Origin of the sequence: Halorussus aquaticus, assembly GCF_024218795.1 — an archaeon.
GTDB lineage: Archaea > Halobacteriota > Halobacteria > Halobacteriales > Haladaptataceae > Halorussus > Halorussus aquaticus.
Genome location: NZ_CP100401.1, coordinates 227,738 through 240,898 on the forward strand (window position 1 = coordinate 227,738; position 13,161 = coordinate 240,898).

Genomic DNA, 13,161 nt, shown 5'->3' on the forward strand with positions numbered 1-13,161 from the left:
TGCCGGGAAACGGATGGATACGCCGAAGGAATCATGAGTTTACAGGTCGCGGAGGGCGGTCGAACCGCCCGGACCGTCGCGGAGTCACTCGGCAACGCTCACCTCGTCGTGGGCATTCCGGCGTACAACGAGGAGAGCGCCATCGGGAGTACCGTCCTCGGCGTCCAGCGGTGGGCCGACGAAGTGGTGGTCGTGGACGACGGGAGCACCGACCGGACTCCCGCGATTCTGGCGCAGGCGGACGTGACCGTGTTGCGCCACGAGTCCAACCGGGGGAAAGGGGCCGCGGTCCGCACCCTCTTCGCACACACCCGGCGGACCGACTGCGACGCGCTCGTCGTGCTCGACGCCGACGGGCAGCACGACCCGACGGACATCCCCACGCTCGCCGAACCGGTGGTCGAAGGCGACGCCGACATGGTCATCGGGAGTCGCTACCTCGCCGACGACGCTCGCGACGAGACGCCCGCCTATCGCAGGGTCGGCCAGTTGGTCCTCGACTACTGCACCTCGCGCGTGACCGGGTCGGACCTCACCGACACCCAGAGCGGGTACCGGGCGTTCTCCCCCGAGTCGCTCGAACGACTCTCCATCACGACCGACGGGATGGGCGTCGAGAGCGAGATGATAGATTCGGCGACCAACGAAGGACTGACCATCACCGAACGGGCCATCGACGCCCGGTACGAAAACCTCGAAGGGCAGACCCACAACCCCGTGAAGCACGGACTCGCGGTCGTGCTCTTCCTCGTTCGCCTCCTGAAACGACGTCGACCGATACCTTCGTTCTCAAGCAGGAACAGATAACTATGTCAACGATACAGCTACCGACCGACCTCAGCGACCGCTACGAACTGCTCGCCGACCGACTCGACGGCTTCGACGACGCCGACGAACTCGCCGCCTACGTCCTCGAATCGACCGCCGCCGAAATCGAGCGCGGCGACGTGGCCGACGGCGGCGCGGACAGCGCCGACGACGACGTGGTGGAGGACCGCCTCGAACAACTGGGGTACCTCGAAAAGTGACGATGAGCGACGGCTCAGTCTACGTGTTCGGGTTGGACGGCGTCCCGCCCGAACTCGTCGATAGGGGCATCGACGCCGGACGGCTCCCCAACTTCGGACGGATGCGCGCCGAGGGCACCGACGGGACGACGCGCTCGACGGTGCCGCCGCTGTCGATGATAGCGTGGAGTTCGTTCGCCACGGGCCGCAACCCCGGCAACCACGGCGTCTACAACTTCATGCTCAAGGAGGAGGGCGGGTACGCCACCGACTTCGTCAACGCCGAGACCCTCCGCGAGCAGTCGGTGCCCGTCTGGGAGTACCTCGACGCCGAGGGCCACCGGTCGGGCGTGATGAACGTCATGCCGGGCTACCCGCCCTCGCGGACCTCCGGGTTCCACATCTCGGACAACATCACGACGCCCTCCTCGGGGTCGTACGCCTTCCCCGACGAGTTGCAGGCCGACATCGAGGAGCGCGTCGGCGAGTACGACGTGGACCCCTACGAGGGGTACGACGACGGCACCGACGAGGCGAACCTGCAAGGACTGTTGGACAACTTCTTCGAAATCGAGAAGAACCGCGTCGAGGTCGCCAAACTCCTCGTCGAGGAGTACCCCTGCGACTTCCACTCGCTGGTGTTCTCGGGACCGGACAACGTCCTCCACGTCCTCGGCCACGTGCTGGACGAGACCCACCCCAAGCACGACCCCGAAGTGGCGCGCAAGTACGACGACAAGCCCCTCGAACTGCTGGAACTCTACGACGAGTTCCTCGGGTGGGTGATGGAGCGAATGGACGACGAGGACACCCTCATGGTGCTGTCGGACCACGGTCACGGGCCGGTCTACAAGACCATCAACCTCAACTCGTGGCTCCATCAGGCGGGCTACCTCGAACTGGAGTCCCGACCGTGGACGCGCCTGAAGCAGTTCGGCTACAACCACGTCTACGACGCCGTGGAGACGGTGATGAGCGAACTCAACCTGTTCTCGAAGCTCAAGATGGGGGTGGCCCGGACCAACGGCGACGGGTCGGGACCGGACCTCGCGGAACTGCTCACCATCTCCCGGAAGGACATCGACTGGAGTCGGACCGCGGCCTTCACGGTCGCCAGCGGGGGCCAGATATACCTCAACACCGACGACCACGACGAGGGAGCCATCCCCGACCACAAGTACGACGAGGTGCGCGAGCGCCTCCGCGAGCGACTGCTCGCCGTCGAACACCCCGAGCGCGGGGAGCGAGTCATCGACTCGGTCCTCTACGGCGAGGACGTGTACGGCGACGAGTACGCCGACACCCGCCCGGACCTCGTCTGCATGCCCGCTCCGGGCTATCAGATCCAGTACCCCCAGACGATGAAGACCAAGCGCGTGTTCGCCGACCCGCCCAAGACCGGGTCGCACACCTCGATGAACGAGATGCACGGCATCTTCTATGCGTGGGGCGGCCCGGTGAAGCAAGAGACCAGCGTCACGGTGGACCTCACGGACTTCGCGCCCACGGCCTGCTCGCTGCTGGACGTGCCGGTGCCCGCGGAGATGGACGGCGAGGTCCGCGACGACGTGGTGGACGTCGCGCCGGAGCGCGCGCGCTACGACGGGAAGGTCGAGGCGAAACGGGCGGTGCGGGAGGTCACAGAGGAACTCTCTGTAGACTGACGGCTCACAGTTTGCCGAGGTCGCGCATGAGTTCGACCAGTTCCCGCGCGGACTCGATTTTCTCCCGCCGGACCTGTTCCTCGTACGACGGGTCCTCGAGGGATTCGAACGCGTTGATGGCCCGGTCGAGGTCCTGTATCTCCGGGACCAGCGCCTTCCCCGTCTCGTAATCGACCTCCCGGTTTCGAATTCGCTTGATGCGGACCGACCGCTCCCGACGTAAGTATGAGAGGACCTCCTCGACGGACTCGCGGTCCTCCCCTCGCAACTCCTCCCGACCTGACACCTCGATGTAGAACTTCCGGAGCGGAATTGATTCGCCGTCTAGCGTGACCGTCTCGGGCATCGAGCGACCGATGGTGCCGCTCGACTGGTGAATACGGTCGAGTAAACTGTCTCGTTCCCGTTCGTTCATCAGACTGAGTAGTCATCCCGAGAACACTTCGGAGTTACTTAGTATATCTATCATTTAGTGCAGATGCGTTATGGACGCGTTCCATCCGGACGATCTTCCAGTGAGAATCGAAAGTTAGAGAATGCGACGTTCGTAGCCCGAGTTACTCCAACTCCACCGCCACCCGCTCGCCGCTCCGCGCCGCCTCGTAGGCCGCCTCGGTGAGCGCGGTCACCGCCAGCGCGTCCCTCGCCGTCGCGGGCGGTCGCTCGCCGGTCTCCACGCAGTTGACGAACGCTTCGGCCTTGTTGCGCTGTTTACTCCGGTCGATGAAGGGGATGACCGTCGTGGAGTCGGACTCGATTTCCTCCAGTTCGCGCTCCTCCCACTGGCGACCTTCGAGGTAGACCGCGCCCTCGCGGTCCCAGATGTGGATATGTTCGCGGACGCACGGCGCGTCGCTGTGGACCGAGATGGTGCCGTGCGCGCCGTCGGCGAACTCCACGGTGAGGATGGCGCGCTGGTCCACGCGGCCCTCCTCGTCGGCGAACACCATCTCGGCGCTGACCTCCTCGGGGACGAGACCCGTAGTCCACAGCACCGCGTCGATGAGGTGGCTGCCCGTGTCGTAGAGGTTCCCGCCGCCCGAGAGGTCGGGGTCGGTCCGCCACGTGCCCTCGAACCGCGATATCCAGTTCTGGGTGATTTCGGCGCTGAGGAAGTCCGGCGAGAGGTCGCCCTCCCAGCGCTCGCGGGCGGTCTGGAACGCCGGGTTCAGGTGGCGCTGGTAGCCCACCATCAACACCTGATCGCTCGACTCGGCGCGGTCGGCGAGGTCCCGGGCCTCGCCGAGGTCGGTCGTGAGCGGTTTGTCGCAGAAGACGTGGAGGTCTCGGTCGAGCGCCGCCGTCACCATCTCGTAGTGGAGGGTGTGGGGCGTCCCGACGAGAACCGCGTCGAGGGACTCCGCGTCGAGCATCTCGCGGTAGTCCTCGTACTGGGAGCCGTCTCCGACGTAGAGCGTCTCGCCCGCGGTTCGACGGGTCTCCTGACTGAGGTCCGCCAGCGCCGTCACCGTCGAGCGCGGGTCCTGTTCGAAGAGCCGTCCGACCGTGGTTCCGATGTAGCCGCCGCCGATGACGCCGACCCTGAGTTTCTCGGCCTGAGACATCCCTGTACGTCCCAACCACGAGGGGTCTCTTCATTCGTGCGGCCGTTCCGCGTCCGCGGACCGTTCGCGGAACGGCGTCCGTCCGCGTCCGAGGCCCTGCGCGCCACCGCGTCGTTCACTCGCGCTCGCTCTCGGTGAGGACCAGCGCGACCTCCTCGCCGTGTTCGAGGTCGGCGTCGTCCAGCAGGCGCAGCAGCGTAACGTCGTCGCCGCCGTCCACGACGCGAGCGCGGAGGCGCGCGCCGCTGACCGTCGGTTCGAGGTCGTCGAGTCGGCCGAGAACCTCGCGTCGGAACCGCTCGGTCTCGGTGACGGCCGCGTCCGGGACCGCCGAATCTGATAGCCCTGACTCGGCCGTCTCCGGTTCGGTCGCCTCCGGTTCGCCCGCGTTCGACCCGTCCGCTCGTCGCCCGCACGTTTCGGTGTCCACCGCTTTCGACGCGGCACCATCCGTTCCGGTTTCCGTCGAGTGCGTCGCGTCGTCGCGCTCTCCGAACCGGTCCTCGAACCGCTCGACTTCGACGCCTTCGGCCCCGAGGTCGGGGTCGGCGACTCGAACCACGGCGGGGAGCGACTCCTCGCGCTCCACCAGTTCGCCGAACCGAGCGCCGTTCGCCCGCCAGTCGCGGGCGCGGATGGACTGGACCGCGGTCTCGCTCAGCCACGGCGGCGGCGACCACCGGCCGTCCTCGTAGAGGACTTGCTCGCGTTCGTCGTCGCTGGCCCAGACGAATCGCTCGTCGTAGCGCCCCCTGAAGTTCCGGAGGGCGCGGCGCGGGCCGTGCCCCGCGACGACGTGAATGGGGTCGAACTCCTCGACCAGTTCGTCGATGGCCGGGAGCGGTGGGTGGTTGACAACCTCGAAGTCGTAGACCGTGCAGGTCGCCGTGTCTACCGGGGTGGTCGCCCCGCCGGTCAGTTGGACGACCGTCGCCGCCGAGTCGTCTTCGACGACGCCGAACAGGCGGCGGGCGCTCCCTTCGGTGGGAACCTCCGGTCCCGCGAAGGTGACGGTGCCGCGTTCGAGCAGGTCGCTGGCCGAGTCGAACACCGGGACCGCCTCGACGGTCGGCACGTCGTAGCCGAGGTCGGCGTAGAGTTTGGCGCACTGGCCCGCGAGCGTGACCGGAATCGGGTCGCCCAACCGCTCGCCGAGGTGGCCGAGCAGGTAGGCGTAGTGGACCGCCGTCAGCGCGCTGGCGGTCGCGAGGACCGACGACCCGGCTTGCGCGCGCTCTACGAGGGTGTACAGCGACTCCGAGAGCGTCTCTTCGAAGTCGTCGGTGGTCGAGACGTTGACGAACAGCGCGTCGATATCGACCGGCAGGTCGGTCCGGAAACCGGGGTAGCCCGCGACGCGTCGCGTCGTGAAGTCGCCCGTGAACAGGAGGTGGTTGGTCCGCGACCCGTCGCCGAATCGCACGACGAACCCGGACCCGCCGGGCGCGTGGCCCGCGGGAACCGGGGACACCTCCACGTCCGCCACGAGCGTCTCCCACCCGTCGAGTGGTTCGACGGCGTCGAGAACGCCGTCGGTGGTCCCGATTTCGTAGTTCTTCTCGCCTTCGGTCAACACGTGTTCGAGGACGTTCGCCGTCGGTTCGGCGGCGTACACCCGGGCACCGTCGCGAAGCGAGTCGGCGAGCGACGCGTAGTGGTCGAGGTGAGCGTGGGTGAGGAGAACCGCCACCAGATACTCGTCGTCGGCCAACAGCGAGTCGATATCGACGCCGACGCCCGAGTCGACGAGGACGCAGGCCGTCCGTTCGCGGGTCGCGTCTCGAAATCGGAGGAGGTAGGAACCGCCGCCGGTAGACGGGTTCGCGTGCTGATAGCTGAGTCTCATCTGTGGCGGAACCCGCCTCCGACGCTCGCCGTCCCGACGCGGAACATGTCTTTAGACACGGACCGGGGGAACCTAAACGCTTTGTTAACTGGTGACTACTGTCAATGAGAGATGAATTCTGGACCGCGGGTTCTGCGCCCCGAGGTCGGTCTCAGGTCTCCCGGTCGTAAGACGTGACCCGACCCCACGAACTCTTCTTCCCCCAGAGACCCGAGCGCATGCACTCCAGTTCGACGATCTGAGAGTTGTCCACGAACAGGTTGACCTCCGGGCCGAAGTTCTTGATGTACCACTCGAACACCGCCGGGTCGGCCGCCTCGAACACGCAGTTCTCGATGCCGACCTCGTTGGCTATCTCGAAGGCCACGTCGGTGCGCCACTCCCGGACTCGCTCGGTGATTCCCTCCGACTCGACCATAATCTTGTACGCGCCAGCGTCGAGGTGGCGCTGGGCCTCTCGGACCGCGCTCGCCGGGTCGATGGCCTCCTCGCTCTCCAACTCCTCGACCGACGACGCGCCGCCCGCCCCGAACTGGACGTTTATCTCCGGTTTGGGCTTCAGGCCGTGGTCCTGCACCAGTTCGGTTAGCGCCACGAGGTCGTCGGTGTCGATGGCGATGAACCCCGACGATATCTCCACGATGTCGAACCCCAGATTCCCGGCCTCCTCGACGTACTGCTCGACCTCGTCGTGGTCCTTCACGAGGACGTTCTCGATAAATCCGCCCGTCGAGACCTGCACGTCGTACTCGTGGCAGGTCTCGACGAGTTCGGTCACGGCGTCCTCGGGCATCAGGGCGAACGACCCGCCGGAGAACTTGTAGATGTCCACGTACTCGCCCATCGTGTCGAGGATGTCGCGCAACTCGCGCGGCCCCATCGGGTCGTAGTACGGGCCTCGAATCTCGGTGATACCCTTCTCGCGCGGTTTCGGTTCCCGTTCGTTGACGTGCAGAAAGTCGAATGCTCTGTCCATCGAACCCCCCGAGAAAGGTACGACGAACCGCCACTTTACTGTTCGCCAGCGACGCGACGACGTCGAATCGGTCACGCTCGCAGATCCGGTTCGATAGGATGGCCCTGTCCCGGACGACACTCTGCGTCAACAGTTTCGGACCGGGCAAACGGATATGTGTTGCGCCGTGGAAGCCTCCGCAACTAATGAGCGACAGATTCCTCGTCGTCGGTGGGGACGCCGCGGGCATGAGCGCGGCCGGGAAGGCCAAGCGGGACGACCCGGACCGAGAGGTCGTGGTGTTCGAGCGCGGCGACTGGGTATCCTACGGGGCCTGCGGTCTCCCCTACTACGTCAAGGGCGAGATAGCCGACGTCAGCGACCTCGTCGTGGTCGAACCGCGGAAACTCGTGGAGGAACGCGGCATCGACCTGCGTCGCCAGCAAGAGGTGGTCGGAATCGACCCCGACCGTCGGACCGTCACCGTCGAATACGACGGCGAGCGGTACGAGGAAGCGTACGACGACCTGTTGCTGGCCACCGGCGGGCGGGCCGCGCTCCCGGACGCCCCCGGGACGGACCTCGACGGCGTCTTCGCGGTGCGGAATCTCGAAGCGGGCCGGGCGCTTCGGAGTTACGTCCTCCACGAAGACGGGGGCGAAACGGCGACGGTCCCGGCCGTCGAATCGGAGTACGGCGCGGCGTTCCGTGCGCACATCTCCGAGGACGACACCGAAGTCGTCGCGGTCGTCGGAGCCAACAAGATCGGACTGGAGATGGCCGAGGCGTTCGTCGCCCGCGGGTTCGAGGTCCACGTCTTCGAGGCGGGTCCCCACGTCCTCCCGGTGTTCGGGCCTGACGTGGCGGGCGTCGTGGCCGACCACCTCCGCGAGCGGGGCGTGACGCTCCACCTCGACACCACCGTCGAACGACTCGACGGCGAGGAGGGCCGGGTCGCGGCGGTGGAGACGAACGACGAACGAACCGCAGTCGACGCGGTTCTCAGCGACGTGGGCGTCGAACCCGACACCGAACTCGCGGCGTCGGCGGGACTGGAACTCGGCGCGAACGACGCGGTTCGCACCGACGAGTTCGGTCGGACCGACGCAGACCGCGTCTACGCCGCGGGCGACTGCGCCGAGACCCGCCACCTGCTCACGGGCGAACGCGTCCACTGGCCGTACGCGCTCGCGGCCAATCGCGCGGGCCGCGCGGTCGGGCGAACGGTCGCGGGCACACCGACGCCGACGGGCGGCATCGTCGGAACGAACGTGATGAAGGCCTTCGACCGCGAAGTCTCGCGAACGGGTCTCGACGACGAGCAGGCCCGCGAGGCCGGATTCGACCCCGTCTCGACCACCATCACGACCATCACGCGCGCTCACTACTATCCTGGGTGGTCGCGCATCGTCGTCCACGCCACGGCCGACGCCGACTCGGGCAGACTCCTCGGCGCGAGCATGGTCGGCGCGGAAGGGGCGGCCCACCGCATCAACTCGGTCGCCGCGGCGCTCCACGCGCGACTGACGGTCCGGGAAGTCGGGAGCCTCGACTTCGGCTACGCGCCGCCGTTCGGCCCGGTCTGGGACCCGGTCCTCCTCGCGGCGAAGGCGCTCGGCGAGAAGATGGAGTGACCCACCCACGAACCTATCCGTCTCAGTGCCGTACGTCACCCGTGACCTATCAAACCACGATGGGCTGGTCGCTCGTCACGTCCGGTATCATCACGCTCCTGTTGAAGGCCCTGCCCGGGGACTCGCTGTGGTGGGGCGTCCTCTTCCTCGTCGCGGGCGTCGCGATGCTGTACGTCCGGCAGTAGCACGAGCGGGGGACGGACGGAGCGAAGAGAGGCGAGGAGAAGCGCGGCGGCCGACGCTATTCGACGTGGACGCGGGTGACGTGCCCGCCGCAGCCACACTGCTCGACGTACTCCCACGAGATGTCGTCGCCGAAGGCCGCGTCGAGCGCGTCGTAGAGGTACGCCTCCGGGTGGCCGTGGTCGCCGTGGGTCACGAGGTTGACGTGGTTCCCGCCCGCGGTGTGTTCGACCGCGGTCTCGGCCTGTTCGACCACGAGGTCCCGGCTCTCGGCGTGGTGGGGCTTTTCGAGGTTCGCCGACCACGAGTTGTCGTGGACACGGTCCGTTATCGGTTCCACGTCCCGGTCCAAGTCCACGTCGTGTTCGCGGTCGTCACTAGTTGTTCCCATGTTCGAACGGAGGGCGCTGTCGTGCGAAGGGGTTGTCCCGAACGTGTTCGGAGGTTATGTTTCCGCGGGAGTCCCACCCGGTTCAATCGAGCAGTCCGACCAACTCCGCGACGTCGCGGTCCTCTAACTCAGTCACCGCCTCGATTATCTGCTCGCGCTTCGCTTCGTCGTACCGCTCTCCCGCGGTCTCGTGGAACTTCCGGCGTATCTGTTCCCACGACATCGGGTCGTTGGGGTGGCCCTCGAACTCGTCTTTCTCGACGAGGTACGTCGTGCCGTCGGCCATCTCGACCGCCACGACCGCGGGCATCTCGCCGTTCTCGAACCGCGTCGTGAGTTCGGGGTCCTCCGAGACCTCCACCTTTCGGAGGAGTTCCTGCACGTCGTCGCGCCGGATGCGCTCGGGGGCGTACTGATCGTTGGTCATCTCGCGGTCCACGAGCGCGGCCGCGAGCATGTACGGCAGCGAGTGGTCGGCCTGCGCCTTGGTCTCGACCTCGTAGCGACTCCCCTCGCCGCCGCCGATGATGAGTTTCGCCCCCGCGAAGGTGTCGAGGCGTATCTTCTCGACCGATTCGTGGTCGATGTCCTCGCGCTCGGCGAGTTCGACGACGCCCTCGACCGCCGACTGGGCGTACGTCTCGGCGACGTACTTCTTGGTCATCACGTCGTGGACGCGCTCGGCGGGCGTGAACTCGGCCTCGAACTCGCCGGAGACCGTCTGCTTCCACCCCTTCTGGCCCTCGAAGAGGTTCTTGGGACCGCCCATCCCGTTCTTGGCGAGGAACGCGGAGTAGACCGCGTTTCGGGCGGCGTTGGCCGACGCGATGCCCTTCCACTCCGAGATGCCCTCGGTTCGGGTCACGCGGAGCGCGTTGTGCGCGGTGCCCGCGATGCCGACGGCCGAGCGCAACTGTTCGCGGTCCAGTCCGAGAATCTTGCCCGCCCCGGTAGCAGCGGAAATCACGGTGTGGGTGACGTGGTCCCACCCGCGTTCGCGGACCGGCGCGTTCCACGCCAGCGCGGCCTGCACTTCGTAGGCCACCCCAATGGCGGTCAGTAGCTCTTCGCCCGACGCGTCGGCGTACTCTCCGCAGGCCACGATACCGGCGATGTTGTCGCTCGGATGGGGCGTCTCGCCCGGCGCGAGAAACGAGTCCATGTAGTCGAGGTAGCGCACGAGGGCGGTGTTGTACATCGTCGCGTCCGGCGGCGACGCGGTCGTGTCGTCCGGAGCGGAGTCGCCGCCGCCCCAGAGCGAACAGCCCTCGCCGCCGAACTCGGCGACCGTGTCGCCGACGACGCCGACCGGTTCCTCCTCCATCGCGGCGACGGCGATGCCGATGGAGTCGAGGACGCGTTTCTGGAGTTCGTCCACGGTGTCGTCGCTCAGGTCCTCGAAGTCGAGACCGAGCGCGAAGTCGGCGATGGCGGCGGTCGTTGTCATAGGCGGGGGTGCGACGCTCCCCGGCAAAAAACGGACCGTGCGTTCAGTCGGACGCGACGGTGGTAAGGTCGGATTACGCGCGCCCGAGAGGGCCGTCGGAGACTGCGCGCGACACCGAAATCGGTGCTTCGAGCGAAATATACGTGTCATTGTGACATCAGTTCGTCGGGTCGAAGGAAGTGCGTCGGGCCGAAGGCTGGGCGTCAGCGCCGCCGGGCCACGAACGCACCGCCCGCGAGCAGAGCGACGAGTCCGGCCAGCGCCGACACCGGCCCGAACCCGGGCGCGGGCGCACTCGCCTCGACCGTCGTCTCCTCGGTCGTCGTGGTCGTCGTGTCGCCCTCGGCCGCGGGCGTCTCGGTCTCCGCGCCCGTCGCACCACCGGCCTCGGTCGTGGTCTCGTCGCCGCCGGTCGCGGCGTCAGTTTCGCCGGTGGCCTCCGTCGTCTCCTCACCGACCGGAGTCGTCTCTTCCTCGGCCTCGGTAGTGGTCGTCGTAGTGGCCTGTGCCTCGGCCGCGCCGCCGCCGACGACGACGCCGGTCGCGTTGGACTCGGGGTCGTTCGTCGAGACCGTGAAGTTGGTGCCCGCGGGCACGTCCGAGAAGTCGAACGTCGCCTCCCACGTCCCGCCCTCGGAGATAGTCACAGTCTGGCGCTTGAGGAACGGGTTCTGGTCGGTGTTGGCGACCTCGAGGGTCAGTTCCGTGCCCGGCGCGGCGGTGCTGGTGCCCGAGATGGTCGCACCGCTCGCCGAGGGGACCTCTATCGGCCGGTCGAACGAGAGGTCGCGCTCCACGACCGTGAAGTTCGCCACGAGCGAGGTCTGGTTCCCGGCCGAGACGTAGGGGTTCGCCGCCGAAATCGTGAAGTTCGCTCGGTAGGTCCTGTTAGCTTCCAAGGTGTTCGAATCGAGCACCAGGAAGAACTGGTTGCCCGACTCGTCAACGATGAGTCTGGCCTCTTCGAGCGGGACATCCTGAGCCGGTTGGTTTATCTCGCCGACGCGGGTCAGGTTCATCGACAGGCCCGTCGTCTCGTTGTTGAGGTCCGAGATGTTCTGGACGTAGCTGTAGAGACCCGACGCCTGCACCTGCACGATGGCCCAGTCCTGATTCGCCACGGTCTGGTTCTGCGTGGCGACCTCGGCGATCTGCGCCGCGGACCCGACGTTCGCGCGGTCGGGCGCGGTCCAGATCTGAATGCCCTGCGTCGAGCGCTCGGTCACTCGTATCGACCCCACGTCGCTCCGCGTCGCCCCGACGAACACTTCGACCGGGTACGTCGCGGCGTCGAGTCGGCCGGGGGTCGGGTCGGTCACCATCTGGAAGTCGGTCAACTCGTCCTCGCCGACCACCGAGACCCCGGTCCCGTTGGGCGCGATACCGGCGCGGAAGGTGTCGAGCGCCACGGTCGCGACGCCGTCACCGTTCGCGTCGACGACCGTGAACCGCGAGAGGTAGCCGACCTGCCGAGAGCCTATCGTCACCGTCGCTCGGTCGGCCCCGTCGAACGTGACGTTGAACCGGGCCACGTCACCCCGCTGCTCGGTGACGGTCCGGTTCGAGAGCGACGCGGTTCCGTCGACGGGTTCGACCACGGTTATCGCGGTTTCGGCGCGCGCCGTTCCGTCGTCGGTTATCAACGTGACGTTGTACGTCCCGGGTTCGACGCCGGTGAAGTTGGCGTCGAGCACGTCGTCACCGCTCACGTTACGAGTGACGACCGCGCTCCCGTCCCGGACCTCGACAGATTGGAACACGTCCGCCAACTGGGACGCGCTCAGTTGCTCCGAGAGGAGCGTGAGACCGTATCCCGCCCGGTTCGATTGGACTCGGAGGTCGGTCTGGGACTCGGGACTGTCGTCGTTCTGTACCACCGTGTCGCCGAAGGTCGCGTTGAGCGACTGCTGGGCGATTTCGAAGCTCGCCTCGCCGACGCTGCCGACGCCCACGACGTTGCCGTCCTGGATGACGACCGGTTGCCCGTTCTCGTCGACGACGACGTACCGACCGTCGAGGTTGCTCGTGGCGAACACCGCCGTCCCGTTGCCGCCGAGCAACACCTCGGTGGCGAGTTCACCGACCTGTCCGTTCTGGACCCGGCGTATCGACCAGACTTCGCTGGTGTTCCCCTCACCGGCGGTGAACCGCAGGAACTGCCCCTGCCAGAACACCTCGCCCGAGTCGGCCGGTACCTCGTCCAGTCCTTGGTCTTGGGCCTGAGACGTGCTCTTCGCACTGGTCATCGCCGCTCCGGTCACGCCCGCCGTCGTCGCGCTGACGACGAGCAGTGCTATCAGTACTACACTCGTACGTGTTCGTGTCATGAGTTCCCCATCTCCCCCCCCGCAGACTCGACCGTCGTGCGGGTCTCGTGGGGAATTCGGCGAAATCCGATAAGTATCTTGTGACGGTAGGGTCGGCTTTGGGTCCGAACAAAGACTGCCTAGCCCGGCGAACTCCCGACAA

The 13,161-nt window shown here is 66.9% G+C and carries 12 protein-coding genes; 5 read left to right on the forward strand and 7 right to left on the reverse strand.

Annotated features, from left to right (window positions below; all coding sequences use genetic code 11):
• Window positions 1-33: 33 nt before the first annotated feature.
• The 3 genes from NGM06_RS19555 to NGM06_RS19565 are packed head-to-tail and all read left to right on the forward strand — an operon-like array spanning window position 34 to window position 2,671.
• Window positions 34-807, forward strand: coding sequence for a glycosyltransferase family 2 protein (locus NGM06_RS19555; protein WP_254270089.1), 774 nt, complete (start codon window positions 34-36; stop codon window positions 805-807).
• 2 nt (window positions 808-809) lie between these two features.
• Window positions 810-1,028, forward strand: coding sequence for a hypothetical protein (locus tag NGM06_RS19560; protein WP_254270090.1), 219 nt, complete (start codon window positions 810-812; stop codon window positions 1,026-1,028).
• 2 nt (window positions 1,029-1,030) lie between these two features.
• A complete protein-coding gene (locus tag NGM06_RS19565; RefSeq protein ID WP_254270091.1) occupies window positions 1,031-2,671 on the forward strand; it encodes an alkaline phosphatase family protein in 1,641 nt (546 codons plus the stop codon).
• A gap of 4 nt (window positions 2,672-2,675) precedes the next feature.
• On the opposite strand, the gene NGM06_RS19570 is transcribed toward NGM06_RS19565, so the two are convergent.
• The 4 genes from NGM06_RS19570 to NGM06_RS19585 form a co-directional block, all read right to left on the reverse strand.
• Window positions 2,676-3,086, reverse strand: coding sequence for a DUF5788 family protein (locus tag NGM06_RS19570; RefSeq protein ID WP_254270092.1), 411 nt, complete (start codon window positions 3,084-3,086; stop codon window positions 2,676-2,678).
• A 142-nt stretch (window positions 3,087-3,228) separates the two neighbouring features.
• Window positions 3,229-4,236, reverse strand: a complete 1,008-nt coding sequence (locus NGM06_RS19575) for a Gfo/Idh/MocA family protein (protein ID WP_254270093.1) — start codon at window positions 4,234-4,236, stop codon at window positions 3,229-3,231.
• 115 nt (window positions 4,237-4,351) lie between these two features.
• The gene (locus NGM06_RS19580) at window positions 4,352-6,082 is read right to left on the reverse strand and encodes an MBL fold metallo-hydrolase (protein WP_254270094.1); all 1,731 of its coding nucleotides are present in this window, start codon (window positions 6,080-6,082) and stop codon (window positions 4,352-4,354) included.
• Between the two features lie 151 nt (window positions 6,083-6,233).
• Window positions 6,234-7,058, reverse strand: a complete 825-nt coding sequence (locus NGM06_RS19585) for a phosphosulfolactate synthase (RefSeq protein ID WP_254270095.1) — start codon at window positions 7,056-7,058, stop codon at window positions 6,234-6,236.
• Window positions 7,059-7,243: 185 nt separating this feature from the next.
• On the opposite strand from NGM06_RS19585, the gene NGM06_RS19590 reads away from it, so the two are divergent.
• Together NGM06_RS19590 and NGM06_RS19595 are read left to right on the forward strand one after the other, a co-directional pair.
• Window positions 7,244-8,671, forward strand: a complete 1,428-nt coding sequence (locus NGM06_RS19590; RefSeq protein ID WP_254270096.1) for an FAD-dependent oxidoreductase — start codon at window positions 7,244-7,246, stop codon at window positions 8,669-8,671.
• Window positions 8,672-8,712: 41 nt separating this feature from the next.
• A complete protein-coding gene (locus NGM06_RS19595) occupies window positions 8,713-8,856 on the forward strand; it encodes a hypothetical protein (RefSeq protein WP_254270097.1) in 144 nt (47 codons plus the stop codon).
• A gap of 56 nt (window positions 8,857-8,912) precedes the next feature.
• Here the strand turns inward: NGM06_RS19595 and NGM06_RS19600 are convergent, their stop codons facing one another.
• The 3 genes from NGM06_RS19600 to NGM06_RS19610 form a co-directional block, all read right to left on the reverse strand.
• Window positions 8,913-9,245 carry a CGCGG family putative rSAM-modified RiPP protein gene (locus NGM06_RS19600; protein WP_254270098.1) on the reverse strand — a complete coding sequence of 111 codons (333 nt, stop codon included), beginning with the start codon at window positions 9,243-9,245 and terminating at the stop codon, window positions 8,913-8,915.
• 82 nt (window positions 9,246-9,327) lie between these two features.
• Window positions 9,328-10,692 (reverse strand): MmgE/PrpD family protein, encoded by a 1,365-nt coding sequence (locus NGM06_RS19605; RefSeq protein WP_254270099.1) that lies wholly within the window; start codon window positions 10,690-10,692, stop codon window positions 9,328-9,330.
• Window positions 10,693-10,895: 203 nt separating this feature from the next.
• A complete protein-coding gene (locus tag NGM06_RS19610; protein ID WP_254270100.1) occupies window positions 10,896-13,019 on the reverse strand; it encodes a BGTF surface domain-containing protein in 2,124 nt (707 codons plus the stop codon).
• Between the last annotated feature and the right edge of the window lie 142 nt (window positions 13,020-13,161).

Excerpts from the sequence above, each read along its gene's own strand:
- NGM06_RS19585 (WP_254270095.1), bottom strand. The coding sequence starts at position 7,058 with ATGGACAGAGCATTCGACTTTCTGCACGTCAACGAACGGGAACCGAAA.
- NGM06_RS19555 (WP_254270089.1), top strand. The coding sequence starts at position 34 with ATGAGTTTACAGGTCGCGGAGGGCGGTCGAACCGCCCGGACCGTCGCG.
- NGM06_RS19570 (WP_254270092.1), bottom strand. The coding sequence starts at position 3,086 with ATGAACGAACGGGAACGAGACAGTTTACTCGACCGTATTCACCAGTCG.
- NGM06_RS19580 (WP_254270094.1), bottom strand. The coding sequence starts at position 6,082 with ATGAGACTCAGCTATCAGCACGCGAACCCGTCTACCGGCGGCGGTTCC.
- NGM06_RS19590 (WP_254270096.1), top strand. The coding sequence starts at position 7,244 with ATGAGCGACAGATTCCTCGTCGTCGGTGGGGACGCCGCGGGCATGAGC.
- NGM06_RS19610 (WP_254270100.1), bottom strand. The coding sequence starts at position 13,019 with ATGACACGAACACGTACGAGTGTAGTACTGATAGCACTGCTCGTCGTC.
- NGM06_RS19560 (WP_254270090.1), top strand. The coding sequence starts at position 810 with ATGTCAACGATACAGCTACCGACCGACCTCAGCGACCGCTACGAACTG.
- NGM06_RS19605 (WP_254270099.1), bottom strand. The coding sequence starts at position 10,692 with ATGACAACGACCGCCGCCATCGCCGACTTCGCGCTCGGTCTCGACTTC.
- NGM06_RS19565 (WP_254270091.1), top strand. The coding sequence starts at position 1,031 with ATGAGCGACGGCTCAGTCTACGTGTTCGGGTTGGACGGCGTCCCGCCC.
- NGM06_RS19600 (WP_254270098.1), bottom strand. The coding sequence starts at position 9,245 with ATGGGAACAACTAGTGACGACCGCGAACACGACGTGGACTTGGACCGG.
- NGM06_RS19575 (WP_254270093.1), bottom strand. The coding sequence starts at position 4,236 with ATGTCTCAGGCCGAGAAACTCAGGGTCGGCGTCATCGGCGGCGGCTAC.